Origin of the sequence: Bradyrhizobium symbiodeficiens (assembly GCF_002266465.3) — a bacterium.
Lineage (GTDB): Bacteria > Pseudomonadota > Alphaproteobacteria > Rhizobiales > Xanthobacteraceae > Bradyrhizobium > Bradyrhizobium symbiodeficiens.
Genome location: NZ_CP029427.2, coordinates 5,623,204 through 5,640,819, shown reverse-complemented (window position 1 = coordinate 5,640,819; position 17,616 = coordinate 5,623,204). Strand labels below are relative to the sequence as shown.

Sequence of the window (17,616 nt, the reverse complement as noted above, 5' to 3'; positions counted from 1 at the left end):
TCCTTCCAGCTATGCGTCCGGTCGCTTGACTTGACCGGCTTTATGTCCTTTGCCACGGTTCTTCTGTCGGGAGGAATTCGTGGGCACGACCATCACCAATAATCCGCCGCGGCCGGAGCCGAAAGCCCTCGCGAGCGCGCTGGAGCAGCTTGCCGCACGCTTCGGCAACCGCCTCATCACCTCGCAGGCCGTCCGTGAGCAGCACGGCCATACCACCACCTGGATCCCCAACCAGCCGCCGGATGGCGTGGTGATGGCGCAGGAGACCGCCGACATCCAGGATGTGGTGCGGATTTGCGCCAAAAATCGTGTCCCCGTCATTGCCTTCGGCACCGGGACCTCGCTCGAAGGCCAGGTCAACGCGCCTGCCGGCGGTATCTCGATCGACCTGCGCGACATGAACAAGGTGCTTGCGGTGCATGCCGAGGACCTCGACTGCGTGATCCAGCCCGGCGTCACCCGCAAGGCGCTGAACGAGCATCTGCGCGACCAGGGCCTGTTCTTCCCGATCGATCCCGGCGCCGATGCCTCGCTCGGCGGCATGGCCTCGACCCGGGCCTCCGGCACCAACGCGGTGCGCTACGGCACCATGCGCGACAGCGTGCTGGCGCTGAAAGTGGTGCGCGGCGACGGCGAGATCATCACGACCGGCACACGCGCCAAGAAGTCATCGGCGGGCTACGACCTGACGCATCTGTTCGTCGGCGCCGAAGGCACGCTCGGCATCATCTCGGAACTGACCATCCGTCTGCGCGGCATTCCCGAGACCATCGCCGCCGGCGCGGTGTCGTTCGAGAGCGTGCATGGGGCCTGTCAGGCCGTGATCCTGGCGATCCAGACCGGCATTCCCGTGGCGCGCATCGAGCTGCTCAACGCCGCGCAGGTGCAGGCCTGCAACGCCTATTCGAAGCTGACACTGCCGGAGACGCCGCTGCTGCTGATGGAATTCCACGGCAGCGAGATCGAGGTCGCCGAGCAGTCCAAGGCCTTCGGCGAGATCGCCAGGGATTGCGGCGGCGGCGATTTCTCCTGGACCACCAAACCGGAGGATCGCACCAAGCTGTGGCAGGCGCGGCACGATGCCTATTGGTCGGTGAAGGCGCTCCGCCCCGGCGACAGCATCGGCGTGGTCGCGACCGACGTCTGCGTGCCGATCTCGCGGCTCGCCGATTGCGTCGGCGAGACCGAGGAAGATCTCAAGCGCCTCAATCTGCTGTCGCCGATCGTCGGCCATGTCGGCGACGGCAATTTCCATTGCTCCCTGGTCTGCGACACCAACGACGCCGCCGAGATGGCGCGCGGTGAGGAGTTCATGCATCGCCTGGTCGAGCGCGCGCAGGCGATGGACGGCACCTGCACCGGCGAGCACGGCATCGGCCAGGGCAAGCAGAAATATCTCGAGGCCGAGCTCGGCCCCGAGGCGCTCGATGCGATGCGGGCGCTGAAGAAGGCGCTCGATCCGCTCAACATCTTCAACCCCGGCAAGATCGTGCCCGAGGCGTAGCGCGCAGGCCGAGCGCCGTTTATGCTCGCTCCATCGGCTACGGAGCGGGCAATGCGCTGGTTCGCGCGAAAGGCGCGACGGGACATCTGGGACGAAGCGATCGAAGCACCGCTCGGCGACATCGATGCCGCCGAGCGCATTCGCGCGATCTGCGATGCTGCGGCTCCGAGCGCCACACATGCTGCGCAGGGCGACAAGCGCGAGGGCGAGCGCTACGAGCGCGCGGCCAAGGTCGCGATGGAAGTCGCCATGAAGATCTCGGATGGACTGATGCGCGATGATGCCGTTCGACGCATCGTCGATCTCTGCATGACGGCCAACGACCTCAAGACTGCACAGATCCTGTTCCGCGCGATCCATGTCGGCTGGATTCGCGAGACGATCCAGCGGGATCACCCGACGCTGGCGCAATGAAGGCGGCTACTTCGCCATCTTGCGCACGGCCTCCTCCACACTATAGAAGACGTGCTCGCGGGGCAGGGCGTCGAACAGCCTGAAGCGCTCGAACGCATCCTGCGCACGCACCGATTCCAGTCGTGCCAGCGCCACCGTGACGCCTTGCTCGCCGCACACCTTGAAGACATCCAGCAGCATCTGCGCGGCGGTGAAGTCGATCTCGACCATGCCGCTCGCCTCCAACACCAGCAGTTGCGGCGTCGTCGTGAGCACCTTGGTCACGTCGCTGCGAAAACCCGGCGCGTTGAGGAAGGACAGCGGCGCCTGCAGTCCGATCACGGCGACGCCTTGGACGCGCTCGCCGGTGATGTGCGGATGCGCCGGCCACCAGATCGTCGTGCCGGGCACGCGCTCGAACGCGACCAGCCGCGCGCGCGTCGTGCTCCAGATGCCGTGCAGCAGCGACAGCACGATGCCGAGGAACGCGCCCTGCTGGATCGGCAGCACGATGATCAGCGCGGCGGTGGCGACGATCAGCAGGAATTCGCTGAATGACTGGCGGTAGATCGTCACGATCTGCCTGAAGCGGACGATGCGTAGCGCCACGAACAGCAGGATGCCGCCCAGGGCCGCATCCGGCACGTGTTGCAGCAGTCCGGTGCCGAATGCGAGCAGCATCAGCACGATGGCCGCGGCGGCAAGGCCCGCGAGCTGCGATTGCCCTCCGGTCTCGGCGACGATGCCGGTGCGCGGCGGGCTCGCATTGACCGGAAAGGCGCCGAACAGGCCAGCGAGCACGCTGCCGGCGCCGGCGCCGAGGAAGTCGCGGTCGACATCGGCGGGTGTGTCGGGATCGGACGGGAACGACTGCGTCGTCGCCGCGGTCTGCACCATCACCACGACCGTGATGACGAAGGCGAGCGGCACGAGGCGCACCCACAGCTCCGGTGCCAGTTCGGGAAAGGTCGGCCGAGGCAGCGTGCCCGGCACACTACCGACGACGTTGACGCCCTTGCTCTCCAGGCCGAACGCAATCGTGGCCAGCGTCGCGGCGACGAGCCCGATCAGTGCGCCCGGAATTTTCGCGCTGATCGTCTCGAAGACGTAGATCAGGGCCAGCACACCGAACCCGATGCACAGCGTGAATGGGTTGCTGAGGCCGATCTCGCTTGCGAGCAATCCTATGCGATCGAGCGTCGGCCCGCTCGGCGATTGCAGCCCGAGCACGCCCGGCAATTGCGAGACGATGATATGGACGGAAATGCCGGCGAGGAAGCCCACCATGACCGGCACCGATAAGAGGTTTGCGATGACGCCGAGGCGAAGGGCGCCGCCGGCCAGCATCATCGCGCCGACCATCATCGCCAGCGCAATCGCAAGCCCCTGATACTCAGGCGTCCCGGCGGCGGCCAGCGCCGCGAGCCCGCCGGCGAAGATCGGCGTGATCGTGGAATCGGCGCCGCAGGACAGGAAGCGGTTGCCGCCGAGCAGTGCGAAGCCGAGCGAACCCGCCATGAATGCGAAGAAGCCGATCTGCGGCGCGAAGCCGCCGAGCCGAGCTGTGGCCATCTGCTCGGGAATCGCAATCGCGGCCAGCGTCAGTCCCGCCATGAGGTCGCCGGGCAGGGAATAGGATGCGAGCGAGCGGAAGAGCGGCCATGCGTACTTGGCGTGCGGCATCGATGTGAGATCCCCGGAAATGCTGGCGTCAGTCGATCAGACTACAGCATTTCTGGAAGTATGCGTGTCCCGGACGCGGTGCGGCACGAAGTGCCGCTCCGCAGAGCCGGGACCCATCATGCCGCGCAGTACATCGCCGCATGGGCCCCGGATCTGCGGCGCACCGCAAGAGCGCTGCGCTGCGTCCGGGGCGCGAGAGTTGCGGATACCTCAGTACCTGCTGCGGTAATTGTCGCCACGTGCCGGTCCCCCGTAGCCGCCACCGCCGTAGCCGCCGCGGCCCATGCCGATTCCAATCCCGATGCCGACACCCACGGCTGCGGGCGGCGGTGGCGGCGGGGCGCGCTCGTAGACGATCACTTCCTCGGGCGGCGGCCGGCGCGTTTTGGGAGGCGTCTCGACCACCTTGCGCTTCGGCGGGGTGTCGTCGACGCGCTTCTTGATGACGGGCGCGACCGATGGGTTGACTGGCGTCGCCGGCGGCGCCGAACACGGGCAGGTCGGAGCCGTCGCAACCGCGACCGGGGTCGTCGCGGCGGCGACAGGCACGCCATAATTGCGGTTCTGCACCCGCAGCAGCATCCGGCGTGCGGTCGCGGCGAGGTCGCTGTTATCCCAATTGTCGAGATAGGCCTCGAACGAGGCGCGGGTGTTGATCGCGGTAGCGCGCTCCCAGGCCAGCATCTGGCGCCGCCGCTCCAGTACCGTGCGCAGGCGCGGCGTGCGGGTGTCCTGGGCGTACAGCTCGACATAGGCTTGATAGGCCGGCACGGTGTCGTCGGTGATCACGAGTTCATAGGCGACGGGAGCCGGCTTGCCGCGCAATTCCTTGCGCCAGTCATCGAGGCTGCGCGTGCCGCCGGCAAGGGCCATCGAACCCGCGCCCGGAATGGACGGAGGCTGGCCGCTGCTCTCGCCGAAGAACTTGAAGTCGGTGGTCAGCGACGAGCTTTCCCAGGGGATCTGCCGTCCGTCGGTCGATTGCGCGACGGCGACGCGGATGCGCTTGAACACCTCCTCGATCGGCAGATTGGGCTGCTTGGCGACGGTCAACGCGGCCGCAGTGTAGGGGCTGTCGACGCCATTGCCATCCTCGGCTTCGGCGCCGGGCGAGGTCGAATAGGAAATGAAGGTGCCCTGCGCGCCGGCCTTGGTGTCGACGATCGCAAGCCCATGGCCGGCGCCGCTCAGCGCCGGGAACGGGTTGTTGCGGCAGGCGTCGAGCATGAAGATGCGCGCCCGCGTCGGCAGCGCGCCGAGCGTGTTGAGCATGTCGTTCAGCCGCACGCCCTGCAGCGGAATGTCGGCCTCGCGCTTGGGATCGAGATCAACGGGAACGAGATAGTTTTCACCGTCGATCTGCAGGCCGTGGCCGGCATAGAACACCAGTGCCACCGTGTCGGCGCCGCTGGCGCTGACCTTGCCGGCGAAATCCGAGATCGCCGCGCGCATCTCGTTCTGTGCCAAATTTGAGGCCGTGGTGACGGTGAAGCCCGCATTGCCGAGCAGCTCGGTCATGCCCTTGGCGTCGTTGGCAGCGTTGGGCAGTTCCGGCACGGTGCGATAGGCGGATTGGCCGATCACCAGCGCGAGCCGCGCTTCGGCCGAGGCCTCCGTCGGTGCCGTCAATTGGGTGAGGGCCAGAAGGCCGGAGGCAAGAAACAAACGGGAAAAGGCAGGAAGGCGCATGGTGTCAGCTCCATCGGCAATGGGCGCGACGATGCCAGCTTTCTTATGCGGTCGCCATGCGTCCGTCTGTGCGCTGGGTCACGCTTGCACTGCGGCAAAATGGGGCAGGTGTTTGCCGGAGCCGGCAGGCATCGGTGTGGATGCATCCATGCCAATTGCGCATTGATCCATGCTCCCATTGGATTGATGGCGGCCCTGCGCGGCAGCCCACATTGCGCGGCGGGGCGTCAGGCCTCTCCTCTCCGCAAATCCTCGGGGAATGCCGTCGTTCAGCTGCGCTTCTCGGGCTGCTGCGGGTCTGACGCGCTGCTGTGCGCCTGCAAGCCCTAAGCTTGCCTGTGCCGTCGCTTTGGCCATACAGTCCATGCAACAGGCCACGGCAACGACCGCGGCAAACAAAAATAATGTGGGAGAGACCGCACCATGACCATCGTGCCCGTGAACCGTCGCGCGTTCATCAAGTCATCGGCGGCGGTTACCGCCGGCCTCGTGCTCTCTCCCGCCATCATCGGCCGTGCCGAAGCCGCGACGCTGAAGCTGAAATGTTCCTCCTCGCTGCCGAACGATCCCAAATTCGCCAATGGCCGCGTCTATTACGACAATCTCGTCAAGAATTTGAAGGGCAACGGGCTCGGCGAGCAGATCGAGATCGCGTTCTTCCCCGACAACCAGCTCGGCCAGGAGATCGACGTCATCAATTCGGTGAAGCTCGGCGTCATCGACCTCATGGTGTCGGGCTCGTCGATCTCGGCCAATCTGGTGCCGCTGGTCGGCACCTACGATCTCGGCTTTCTATTCTCGAGCTTCCCGCAGCAGACCAAGGCGTTTGACGCCGGTGCGGCCAAGCCGATCGAGGATGCACTGCTCAAGGGCGGCAACATCCGCATCATCGCCTGGGCGTATAATTTCGGCTCGCGCAGCGTGCTGGCGAAGAAGCCGGTCAAGACGCCGGAGGATCTCGCCGGCCTCAAGATCAGGACGCTGCCCAATCCCGTCATCACCGAATGCCTGCGCTTGATGGGCGCTGCCGCGACGCCGCTGGCCTTCGGCGAGATCTATACAGCGTTGCAGGCCGGCGTGCTTGACGGTCTGGAGCACGATCCGCCGACGATCCTCGCCAGCAAATTCTTCGAGACTGCGAAATTTTACGCCCTGACGCAGCATAATTTCTCGCCGCTCGCGATCTATTTCAGCGACGTGACCTACAACCGCATGGATCCGAAGCTGCGCGAGGGCTTCCTCGATGCTGCGAAGAAAGCCGCAGCCGACACGCGTGCCCATGGGCTTGCGGTCGAGAAGGAGGCGCTGGCGGCTTTGACCGAGAAGGGCGTGACGGTGGCCGAATGCGACCGCGAGGCGTTCAGGAAGCGCGTCGCGCCGCAGACCGAAAACTTCATCAAGGCACGGCCGGAATCCAAGGCCGTCATCGACATCATCCGCGCAACGCAAGCCTGAGATGACGATGACAGCCGCCGTGTCGCTCCCGGGCGGCCGCCACGGGAGCATCACCCTGCTGCTTCGCCTCAGCGACGCGATCGCGGCCGTCCTGCTCGTCGCCGATCTCGTGGTGGTCTGCGCTTCCGTGCTGCTGCGCTTCTTTTTCAACGCACCGGTCGAATGGTCGGATGACGTCGCTCGCGGGCTGATGGTCGGCTCGGCCTTCTTCGGAGCGGCGAGCGCGCTCGCGCGCGGCGAAAATGTCGGCGTCTCGTTCTTTCGCGACCTCCTGCCGGCGCGTCTGCGCACGCTGGTCGATGCCGCCGGCGCGCTGCTGGTGGTGCTGATCGCGGGCTATGTCGCCTACAACGCCATCAAGCTGGGTTCGCTCACCGCGGGGCAGACCACCGGCTCCGGCCTGCCGCTGGAGCTGACCTTCTATCCGATGGGCGTCGGCGCGCTGTTCATGACGGTGTTCGCGATCGACCATCTCTGCGCACGGCCGTTTCCCGATATCGTCAGGGGGCTCATCGCGATCATCGTCGTCACCGGCCTCTATCTCGCCTGGGATTATCTGTCGCCGTCTTCGGTGCCGTCGGCGGGCACGCTGATGCTGGTCGGCTTCTTCGTGACGCTGTTCGGCGGATTGCCGATCGGCTTTGCGCTGGCGCTCGCCGCGCTCATCTTCATCTGGGTCGAGGGCGCGCTGCCCGGCGTCATCTTCGCCCAGCAGATGGCGCGCGGCATCGACAATTTCGTGCTGCTTGCGATCCCGTTCTTCATCCTCGTCGGCTATCTCATGGAAGCCAACGGCATGTCGGTGCGGCTGATCGAGCTGCTGCAGCGCGGGGTGGGGCGCATGCGCGGCGGGCTGAACGTCGTGATGGTCGCGTCGATGGTGCTATTCTCCGGCATCTCAGGCTCGAAGATGGCCGATGTCGCCGCGGTCGGCTCGGTGCTGATCCCGGCGGCGCGCCGCTCGAAGCAGAACCCTGGCGGCGCGGTGGCGCTGCTCGCGGCCTCCGCGGTGATGGCGGAGACCATCCCGCCTTGCATCAATTTGATCATTCTCGGCTTTGTGGCCAATCTTTCGATTGGCGGCCTGTTCGTCGCCGGCCTGTTGCCGGCGGCGTTGATGGCGGCTGCGCTGATCGCCGTGTCCGTCATCTTCGGCAAGCGGCCGGACAAGGTCGAGGAGGTCGAGCCACAGATGCCGGTCTCGGGCCTGTGGAGCGGAGCGATCGCCTCGTTCGGCCTGATCTTCATGATCTTCTTCGGCTTCAAGAGCGGCTTTGCCACCGCGACCGAGATCTCGGCGTTCGCGGTGGCCTACGCGCTCGTCGTCGGCAGCGTGGTGTTCCGCGAGCTCAGCTTCAAATCGGCGACACACAGCTTCGTGCAGGCGGCGACGCGCGCCGGTCTGGTGCTGTTCATCGTCGCCGCAGCGCAGTCGCTCGCGTTCACGCTGACCTTGCAGCAGGTGCCGCATGCGGTCGGCGATTTCATGCTGGGCTTGTCGAAGACGTCAGGCGTCTGGCTTTTCATTCTGCTTGCGATCGCCGTGCTGATCGTGATGGGTTCGGTGCTGGAGGGTGCGGCCGCGCTGATCATCTTCGGGCCATTGCTGTTGCCGGTTGCGGTGCAGCTCGGCGTCGATCCCCTGCATTTCGGCGTCGTGCTGGTCATCGCCATGGGCATCGGTCTGTTCGCGCCGCCGCTCGGGCTCGGGCTCTACGGCGCCTGCCTGATCGGCAATGTGCCGATCGAGCAGACGGTGAAGCCGATCATGGGGTATCTCGGCCTGTTGTTCCTCTGCCTGCTCGTCATCGCCTTCGTGCCATGGCTCTCGACCGCGCTGCCGCGGGCATTCGGCTACTGAAGGAGTTTTGTCGTGAAGGTTTTGCTCGCTCACACGCCGGAGATGCGGGGCAACTACTATGGCGATCGTAGCCTGAGCGGCCTGCGCGCGGCCGCCGAGGTAATCCTGCACGAGAGCGACGCCACTCTGGACGCCGCCAGCCTCGTGCGCGCTGCGCAGGATGCCGACATCATCGTCGCCGACCGCATGACGGAAGGTCGCGGCGAGATCTTTGCGCAATTGCCGCGCCTGCGGGCCTTCGTCCGCTGTGCCGTCGATATCCGCAACGTCGATGTGGAAGCGGCCTCGGAGGCTGGCGTGCTCGTGACCCGCGCCGGGCCCGGCTTCGTGCAGGCCGTCGCCGAGCTTGCACTCGGCTTCATGGTCGATCTCTCCCGCGGCGTCTCGCGGGCAACAGCGGACTACCAGGCCGGCCGCAAGCCGGAAGCTCGGATGGGCCGCCAGCTTGCCGGCAGCAAGATCGGTATCATCGGTTACGGCAGCATCGGCCGCTATCTCGCCGAGGTCGCAAAAGTGCTGCGCATGGAGGTGCTGGTCTCCGATCCCTTCGCCCCCGTCGGCGACGGCACCATCAGGCAGGTCGCTCTCGACGAACTGCTCGCTGCGTCGGACTACGTCGTCTGCCTCGCGATCGCCAACGAGCAGACCGAGAATCTGATCGGCGAGGCGGCGCTGGCGCGCATGCAGAAGCATGCGGTCTTCCTCAATCTCTCGCGCGGCAATCTCGTTGATGAGGCGGCGCTGGCACGCGCGCTGCTGGAGCGTCGTATCGCCGGCGCGGCGATGGATGTCGGCCGCGCGCCCGATCAGATGCCGACGCCCGAGTTGGCGAAGCTTCCCAACGTCATTGCGACGCCGCATGTCGGCGGGCTGACGCCGCAGGCGATCGAATATCAGTCGCTGGAAACCGTGCGGCAGGTCGAGGCGATCGTCAAAGGCGAGGTCCCGCCGGGAGCGGTGAACGCCGACCGCTGGACGAGGCGGCGGTGAAGCGGCCCTAAAGCCGGTCCACCGCCCTGAACGTCCCGTCCTTCTGAATCACCGTCAAAAACACCTTCGGCGGCGTGTCTATCATGCGCATGCCGACGGTGACGACGCTGCCGCTGATGTCGAAGCGGCCGACATCGTTGATGGTGCGGAGCAGGTTTGCGCGCGTCGGGTTCGGCCCGGCTTTCTCCAGCGCTGCGGCCGCGAGGCGGCCGGAGAGATAGCCCTCCAAGGACACGAAGTCCGGTGTCAGCGTCGGATCGAACGCCTTCTGCGCATCCTGATAGTCGGCGACGAGCTTGAGCGAGCGATCCCATGGAAACGGCACGACCTGGGAAACGATGACGCCTTCGCCCTCGGGGCCGAGCTCCTTGGCGAGCGCATTGGCACCGACGAAGGAGATGTTGACAAAGGTCGGATGTAAGCCGCTGCGGTGCGCGAGCTTGATGAACTCGGCGGAGGGCCCATAGGTCCCGACCATCACGATGGCTTCGGGTTCGGCGCGCTTGATCATTCGCCAGGCGGCCGCGACCGCGCGGGTGTTGCGTTCGAAGGTGCCTTCGGCGGCGAGCTCGAGGCCGCGCTTGGCGAGCGCACGCTTGACGCCGGTCAGGCCGTCGCGGCCGAAGGAATCGTCCTGATAGAAGATGCCGATGCGGGTGAAGTGGCGATCGTCGGTGAGGTGCTTGATCCACGCCTCGGCCTCCGCACCATAGCTCGCGCGGATGTTGACCACGTTTGGAAGTTCGAGATCGCGCAGGAATTCGGCGCCGGTGAAAGGGCCGATGAACGGAACGTTCCTGGCGCTGGTGATCGGAATTGTCGCCATCGCGGTCGGCGTGCCCACCGCGCCGATCAGCGCGAACACCTTGTCGTCCTCGATCAGGTGCAGCGTCTGCGCCACCGAACGGTCGGGGTCGTAGCCGTCATCGCGGCTGATGAGCTGGAGCTTGCGGCCGTGGACCCCGCCCTTGGCGTTGATCTCGGTGAATGCCGCGACGATGCCTTGCCGCATGCGCTGTCCGAGCGCGGAGGAGGGGCCCTCCAGCGCGGCGGCCTGGCCGAACAGGATCGCATCCTCGCTGACGCCGGCCTCGTCGGCTCTCGCCGGGAGCATCGCTGCGGCCAGCAATGCGATGGTCGAGGCGACATATGCCGCGGATCGCGATCGTGTCATGAGAATGGTTGCCGGATGCTGGACGCGGTTGCAGGAACGATAGGTCTGCGAGGCTGAACAGGACGCTAACTCCGCGCCGCGCGGACGGTCCGTAAGACTCCGGGGAAAACCGGCAACTTGTTTCCACAACGCCGGATCATTCGGAGACTTCGTTAACTAATTCACGCGTTGCGGAATGCTCGGGTTCCGAAATTGTGCAGTTCTTAACCGCGGTCTTGTTCCGATAGCCGCGCCGGTGCCTCAACCAGAGGTTCGGTTCGTCGCGGACAGGGGACGGCGCTTGAAGATGGGCGATCGCGATCGGAACGATCAGGATCGGAGGGGGATGACCGGATGGTGGCGTGCCGCGCCGCTGCTCGGGCTCTATCGCCCTGCGCTCGTCGCCGTCGGCGTCGGTCTTCTGTTCTCGGTCGCGGGCGCGGCCGCCGTGGCGCGGTGGGAAGATCGCGTCAACAGGATCGAGTTCGAGAACGCGGCCGAAACCGAGGCGATCGTCATGCAGAACGGCATGGGCGAATACATTTCCCGGCTCGTCGCGCTGCGCACGTTGTTCGAATCGACCAACGACGAAGTCTCCCGCAACGAGTTCGAGACCTTCAGCGCACGCCTGTTCGAGCGTCATCCCGGCATGCTGCGCATCGCCTGGCTGCCGCGCGTCAACCGCAGGGAGCGCGCCGAATACGAGACCGCGGCGATCACGGACGGCGTGTCGGGCTATCGCATCAAGTCGCTCCAGGGCGAGAGCTTCGCGACTGCGCCGCAGAGCGACGAATATTTTCCGGTGTTCTACTCGACCCAGCCGAAGACATCGCCGGTCTATGGCATGGATTACGCCACCGTCCCGGAGCGCCGCGCGGTGCTGGAGCGCGCGCGCGACAACGACAAGGTCGCAGCCATCCGCACGCGCCTGTTCGAGCCGAGAGAGGGAGGCCGGCTGCCCGATGTCCTCGTTGCCATTCCCGTCTACGCCAAGGGAACGTCGCGCGAGACGGTCGCGGACCGGCGTCGCAATCTGGCCGGCTTCGTGGTCGGCATCTTTGACCTGCCGCTGTTGATCCAGACCATTCGCGTCACCACCGGGGCAAGCCCCGCGGTCAGCATGAACGTCTACCCGCCCTTCACGGCGCAGATCGTCAGCCTGGAACAGACGCTGCCGGATTATTCCTCAGCGGCCACGGCGCCGCAGTCGATGCGGGACGTCGCGCGGGCGCTGCACTGGTCGGGCAGTCTCAAGATCGGTGATACCGATTGGCAGGTGCGGGCGGTTCCGACCGCCGGCGGTCCGCTGGAGACGACTTATGATCGCGCGGGCGCGGTGCTCATCGTCGGCTTGCTGCTGACGCTGTCGCTGTCGACCTATCTCATGCTCGCGAGCCGCAATTCGCGCCGGCTGTCGCTGGCCAACCGGCGGGTGCTCGAACTCGCCCAGACCGACATCCTGACCGGATTGCCGAACCGCGCCTTCTTCCTCACCCGGCTCGACGAGATGAACAGCCAGCTGAGCGTGCGAGGCCTGCCGTTCTCGATCCTGATGCTCGACCTCGACCGCTTCAAGAACGTCAACGATTCCCTCGGTCACGGCGCCGGCGATGCGCTGCTGCGCCAGGTGGCGCAACGGCTGAAATCCGCCGTGCGCGCCAACGACGTGCTGGCGCGGCTCGGCGGCGACGAGTTTGCCGTCATCCAGGAAGCGGGTGCCGACCAGCGCGCCTGCTCGACCGAGTTGGCGGCGCGGATCGCGAAGCTCTTGACGGAACCGTTCCTGCTGCCCGGTCACCGCGTCGAGATCGGCACCAGCATCGGCATCGCCATCGCGCCGGATCACGGCAGCGATCAGGAACAACTCCTGAAGAAGGCGGACCTCGCGCTCTATCGTTCGAAATCGGTGGGCCGCAACTGTTTCACCATCTACGACGAGGCGATGTCGGCCGAGCTGGAGGCCCGCAACACGCTGGAGGGGGATCTGCGCGACGCCATCGCGCAGTGCCAGCTGGAGGTGCATTACCAGCCGTTCGTCGACGCGCTGAGCGGCGCGCGGCGCGGCTTCGAGGCGCTGGTGCGCTGGCGGCATCCGACACGCGGATTGATTCCGCCGGATCAGTTCATTCCGCTTGCGGAAGAGACCGGGCTGATCGTTCCGCTCGGCGAATTCGTGCTGCGGCGCGCCTGCGCGGACGCGGCCGGCTGGCCATCGGATCTCGTAGTCGCCGTCAATCTGTCGCCGATCCAGTTCAAGGAGGCCGAGCTGTTCGAGATGATCTGCGCGGCGCTCGCCGATTCCGGCCTGCCGCCCCAGCGGCTGGAGATCGAGATCACCGAATCCGTGCTGCTGGAACGCGGGGTCGAGAACCACGCTTTCATGCAGCGGTTGAAGCAGCTCGGCATCGAGCTCGCGCTCGACGATTTCGGCACCGGCTATTCCTCGCTGAGCTATCTGACGGCGTTTCCGTTCGACAAGATCAAGATCGACAAGTCGTTCATCCGCAACCTCACGGGTCAGCCGCGCAGCTCCGCCATCATCTCCGCGATCGTGACGCTGGCGCGCGGGCTGGACATGTCGGTGACCGCCGAGGGCGTCGAGACCCGCGAGGAGTTCGAGCGGCTGAAGGCGCTCGGCGTCAATTTCGCGCAGGGCTATCTGTTCGGCCGCCCGCAGCCGGTCGAGCGGATCCTGTTCGATGCGCCTGTCAAAACCTCGCGGCGCGACGCCGCCTGAACGTATCCTGGCGCATCCCGGCCGACGGGCATGCGCGGAATTCGCTTGACCCGGGCATTCCCGGATGGTCGGTAGCACCGTCCAGGGATGAAACATACAAACATGCGGCTTCGGTTCTTCTACGGCTGGGTCGTGGTCGCCGTGACCTTCGTCACCATGGCCATCGGCGTCAACGCGCGCACCGCCTTTTCACTGTTCTTTCCTCCCATCATCTCCGAATTCGGCTGGGAACGCGGCGTCACCGCGGGCGCGTTCTCCTTCGGTTTCGTGGTGTCGGGCTTCGTCAGCCCGCTGATCGGTCGCCTGATGGACCGCGCCGGCCCGCGCGCGGTGATGGAGCTCGGCGTGGTGTTGATGGGCGGCGGGTTGCTGCTTGCGCCGCTTACCAGCGAGCCCTGGCATCTCTATGTCACCATCGGCGTCATGGTCGGCGCCGGCTCGGTGTGTCTCGGCTATTCCGGCCAGTCGCTGTTCCTGCCGAACTGGTTCATCCGCAAGCGCGGCTTCGCCATCGGCATCGCTTTCGCCGGTGTCGGCATCGGCTCGGTGACGTTGCTGCCGTGGGTGCAGCACATGATCGAGCAGACCGGCTGGCGCACCGCCTGCACCGCGATGGGCCTGCTCGTCCTGGTCGTGCTGGCGCCGGTCAATTTGCTGCTGCACAAGCGGCCACAGGACATCGGCCTCGAGCCGGACGGCGATGCCGTCCCGGCCGCGGGCGCGGCCCCGCCGATCTCCAACGTCGTCGATCCCACCTGGGTCGGAACCGACTGGACGCTGAAACGCGCCGTCGCGACCGCGCGATTCTGGTGGATCGCGCTCGGCTATTTCTGCGGCCTGTACATCTGGTACGCCGTCCAGGTGCACCAGACCAAATTCCTGCTCGACATAGGCTTCAGTCCCGGTGTCGCGGTGTGGGCGCTCGGCATGGTCAGCCTGCTCGGCATTCCCGGTCAGATCCTGCTCGGTCATGTCTCCGACCGGATCGGGCGGGAATGGGTGTGGTCGATCAGTTGCGCCGGCTTTGTGATCTGCTTTGCGGCGCTGATGGTCCTGAAATTCCAGCCGTCGCTGTGGCTGGTCTACGTGATGGTGTTCGCGCAAGGCGCGCTCGGCTACGGCCTCACCTCGATCATGGGCGCGGTGGTGTTCGAGATTTTCCAGGGCAAGCATCAGGGCAGCATCTTCGGCACGATCATGCTGGCGGCGCTGGCGGGCGGTGGGGCCGGACCGTGGGTGACCGGCTTCCTCTACGATCGCGCCGGCGACTACACGCTTGCCTTCGCCGTCGCGATGATCATGAGCTCCCTCTCGGCGCTCTCGATCTGGCAGGCGGCACCGCGCAAGGTGCGGGCGGTGGCCGGCCGTCTGCACAAGCTCCAGACGGAAACCGGCACGGACTAAGACTCAGCACGCATCGAGATACCGTCGTTGTTTTTTGCCGGTCTTTAAGCATGTCGCGTCTTGGCCCGAGGCCCTTAGGCGGCGAAAACGTCTTGGACACCATCGGAGCGTTAGCGTCGGGCCGATTGCCGCATTTTCCCGATGTTGCCGGGTCAAACGATGTCCGCCTTGGATTGTCTCACTGAAATTCCGGACGTGCTTCGAGCCGCGCTCGAACGCGCCGACGATGGTGTCGTCATCGTCGACGACGCGCATCGCATCACGCATTTCAACGCCGCCGCGGAGCGCATCTGGAAGCTGGCGCGCGCCGACGTGCTGGGTCGGGATGCCGCTATTCTCGGTCTCGCGGGCTTTCAGCCCGATCCGGTGACGGATTTCCGGGACGAGATCAGTCTCGTGCGCCGCGACGGCAGCCGCATCAGGGCGGCTATCGCGCTCTCTTCCGTGAAGATCGGCGGCGCCGATCATTACATCGTGTTTGCGCGCGACGTCACCGGGGAGGCCGAGCGCCGCGTCAGGATTGGACTTCTCAACGCCGTCTCCGACCAGACCAACCGGGCGGTGATCATCAGCGACACCGAGCAGAACATCGTCTACGTCAATTCCGCCTTCACGACGTTGTTCGGCTACACCAACGCGGAGGCCGAGGGCCGCGGCGCAGGCGAACTGATTGCCGGCCGGCACACCGATCGCAAGGCCATCGCGAAGCTCATCGCGCGCCTGAGGCACGGCGGCCGCCGCGGCGAAGCCGAAGTGCTGGCCTACGACAAGGACGGCGAGGAGATCTGGGTCTGTGCCCGGATCGATGCCTTCCGCGACACGAAGGGCCGGGTCAAGCACATCTTCGCGCTGATCGAGGACATCACCGAGACCAAGCAGCTGCGGTCGCTGCAGCAGCTCATCATGAGCTCGCTCGCGGACGAAGTCCCGATCACCGAAATCGCCGACAGGCTGTGCCGTCGCGTCGAGGAGATCGCGCCCGATGTCGTCTGCTCGCTGCTCCACGTCGATGCCGCCGGTCTCGTTCATCCGCTGGGCGGCCCCAGCCTTCCCGAGGACTATTCCCGCGCGCTGGACGGCATTGCTATCGGCCCCAATGTCGGTTCCTGCGGCACCGCCGCCTTCTACGGCAAGCCAGTGCTGGCCGAGGATCTCGACACCGATCCGCGCTGGCAGCCCTACAAGGCAATGCCGCTCGCGATCGGCTTGCGCGCCTGCTGGTCGACGCCGATCAAGGCCAAGGACGGCCGGGTCATCGCGACCTTCGCCTTTTACTTCCGCGAAGCGCGCGCGCCGAGCAAATGGCACCGGCGCATCGTCGATGCCTGCGTCAATCTCGGCGCCTTCGCGATCGAACGCAAGGAAGCGCGTGCCGAGATCGCGCGGCTCGCCTACCACGACATTCTCACCGGCCTGCCGAACCGCGCGCAACTGCGCAACCTGATCACGACGGCGATCGATGCCTGCCCGCACGGCAGTCATGTCGCGCTGGCCTTCCTCGACGTCGATCATTTCAAGGACGTCAACGACACGCTCGGCCACGCCGCCGGCGACGAGCTGCTGATCCAGCTCGCCCAGCGCCTGCGCGAGCAGATCGGACCCGAGGACATGCTGGGACGGCTCGGTGGCGACGAATTCGTCATCCTGCTCCCGCAGCGTAACGCCGAGGCCGCCGATCGCGTCGCGTCCGGGATCACCGATGCGCTCGCGGCACCCTTGCGGATCGGCTCGAAGCCGATGCCGATGTCGGTCAGCATCGGCATCAGCCTCTATCCCGATCATGCCACCGACATCGACACGCTGATGCAGCAGGCCGACGCCGCCATGTACATGGCCAAGCAGGCGGGGCGCTCGACCCATCGCATCTTCAGCGCGGAGATGAACGGGCTCACCGAGCAGCGCCTGGCCTTGATCGCAGCGCTCCGCCGCGCCATCGCGGAAGGGACGCTGACCCTCAGCTACCAGCCGCAGATCCGCAGCTGCGATGGCGCGATCCATGGCGTCGAGGCGCTGGCGCGCTGGCACGATGCCTTGCTCGGCGACGTCTCGCCGGCAAAATTCATCCCGCTCGCCGAGGAGTGCGGCCTGATCGAACAGATCGGCCTGTGGTCGGTGCGCGAGGCCTGCCGGCAGATAGCGAGCTGGCGCCGCGCCGGCCTCGACATTCCAAGCGTGTCGGTGAACCTGTCGCCGATCAATTTCCGCAACGTCACGTTGGCCGCGCGGCTCAAGGACATTCTCGCCGAATACGATCTGCCGGCGGACGCCTTGATGCTGGAAATCACCGAAGGCGCCTTCATGCATGACAGCGTCGCGGCGCTGGAGACGATGAACGCGATCCGCGAGCTCGGCGTCGGCCTCTCGGTCGACGATTTCGGCACCGGTTATTCCAGCCTCAGCCGTCTTGCGCATCTGCCGATCCGCGAATTGAAGATCGACCGCAGTTTCATGCGCGACATCGAGCGTGACGCCGGCGCGGTTGCAATCGCGACCGCGGTGGTGCGCGTCGGCCAGGGCCTCGGCATGACCGTGGTCGCCGAAGGCGTCGAAACCGAGGGCCAGCGCAACACCCTGGCTGAACTCGGCTGCGACGTCGTACAAGGTTTCCTCTACGCCCCCGCACTTCCCCCCGTCGCGTTCGAGCGCTGGCTGATCGAGCACTGCGCCGAGCAGGCGAGGGCGATGCTGGGGCGGCTGGACGTTGCCGCGGTGGGGAGTGATGCCGTGAGGCGGTCGGCGTAGGGACA

General features: G+C 66.0%; 11 protein-coding genes. 8 read left to right on the top strand and 3 right to left on the bottom strand.

The window, feature by feature from the left end; all coding sequences use genetic code 11:
* Positions 1 to 79 precede the first annotated feature (79 nt).
* Both CIT39_RS26510 and CIT39_RS26505 read left to right on the top strand, forming a co-directional pair.
* On the top strand, positions 80 to 1,504 hold the full coding sequence (locus CIT39_RS26510; RefSeq protein WP_094977379.1) for an FAD-binding oxidoreductase: 1,425 nt from the start codon (positions 80 to 82) through the stop codon (positions 1,502 to 1,504).
* A gap of 51 nt (positions 1,505 to 1,555) precedes the next feature.
* The gene (locus CIT39_RS26505; protein WP_162308690.1) at positions 1,556 to 1,918 is read left to right on the top strand and encodes a hypothetical protein; all 363 of its coding nucleotides are present in this window, start codon (positions 1,556 to 1,558) and stop codon (positions 1,916 to 1,918) included.
* A 6-nt stretch (positions 1,919 to 1,924) separates the two neighbouring features.
* On the opposite strand, the gene CIT39_RS26500 is transcribed toward CIT39_RS26505, so the two are convergent.
* Both CIT39_RS26500 and CIT39_RS26495 read right to left on the bottom strand, forming a co-directional pair.
* Complete coding sequence (locus tag CIT39_RS26500) at positions 1,925 to 3,580, bottom strand: SulP family inorganic anion transporter (RefSeq protein ID WP_094977381.1); 1,656 nt, start codon at positions 3,578 to 3,580, stop codon at positions 1,925 to 1,927.
* Between the two features lie 210 nt (positions 3,581 to 3,790).
* Positions 3,791 to 5,269: a caspase family protein gene (locus tag CIT39_RS26495; RefSeq protein ID WP_094977382.1), complete on the bottom strand. Its 1,479-nt coding sequence runs from the start codon at positions 5,267 to 5,269 to the stop codon at positions 3,791 to 3,793.
* A 423-nt stretch (positions 5,270 to 5,692) separates the two neighbouring features.
* Between CIT39_RS26495 and CIT39_RS26490 the strand changes: the two genes are divergently transcribed.
* Genes CIT39_RS26490 through CIT39_RS26480 form a run of 3 tightly spaced genes read left to right on the top strand, consistent with a single transcriptional unit; the run spans position 5,693 to position 9,575 of the window.
* Positions 5,693 to 6,724: a TRAP transporter substrate-binding protein gene (locus CIT39_RS26490; protein WP_094977383.1), complete on the top strand. Its 1,032-nt coding sequence runs from the start codon at positions 5,693 to 5,695 to the stop codon at positions 6,722 to 6,724.
* Positions 6,725 to 6,731: 7 nt separating this feature from the next.
* Positions 6,732 to 8,585, top strand: a complete 1,854-nt coding sequence (locus CIT39_RS26485) for a TRAP transporter large permease (RefSeq protein ID WP_162308689.1) — start codon at positions 6,732 to 6,734, stop codon at positions 8,583 to 8,585.
* Positions 8,586 to 8,597: 12 nt separating this feature from the next.
* Positions 8,598 to 9,575 (top strand): NAD(P)-dependent oxidoreductase, encoded by a 978-nt coding sequence (locus tag CIT39_RS26480; protein ID WP_094977385.1) that lies wholly within the window; start codon positions 8,598 to 8,600, stop codon positions 9,573 to 9,575.
* Between the two features lie 7 nt (positions 9,576 to 9,582).
* Here the strand turns inward: CIT39_RS26480 and CIT39_RS26475 are convergent, their stop codons facing one another.
* On the bottom strand, positions 9,583 to 10,749 hold the full coding sequence (locus CIT39_RS26475) for an ABC transporter substrate-binding protein (protein ID WP_094977386.1): 1,167 nt from the start codon (positions 10,747 to 10,749) through the stop codon (positions 9,583 to 9,585).
* Positions 10,750 to 11,074: 325 nt separating this feature from the next.
* On the opposite strand from CIT39_RS26475, the gene CIT39_RS26470 reads away from it, so the two are divergent.
* The 3 genes from CIT39_RS26470 to CIT39_RS26460 all read left to right on the top strand — a co-directional run bounded on the left by CIT39_RS26470 (position 11,075) and on the right by CIT39_RS26460 (position 17,611).
* A complete protein-coding gene (locus CIT39_RS26470) occupies positions 11,075 to 13,465 on the top strand; it encodes a bifunctional diguanylate cyclase/phosphodiesterase (protein ID WP_162848674.1) in 2,391 nt (796 codons plus the stop codon).
* Positions 13,466 to 13,567: 102 nt separating this feature from the next.
* Entirely contained in the window at positions 13,568 to 14,869 is a 1,302-nt protein-coding gene (locus tag CIT39_RS26465) for an MFS transporter (RefSeq protein ID WP_094977845.1), read from the top strand.
* A gap of 159 nt (positions 14,870 to 15,028) precedes the next feature.
* Positions 15,029 to 17,611, top strand: coding sequence for an EAL domain-containing protein (locus CIT39_RS26460; RefSeq protein WP_094977388.1), 2,583 nt, complete (start codon positions 15,029 to 15,031; stop codon positions 17,609 to 17,611).
* Positions 17,612 to 17,616 lie beyond the last annotated feature (5 nt).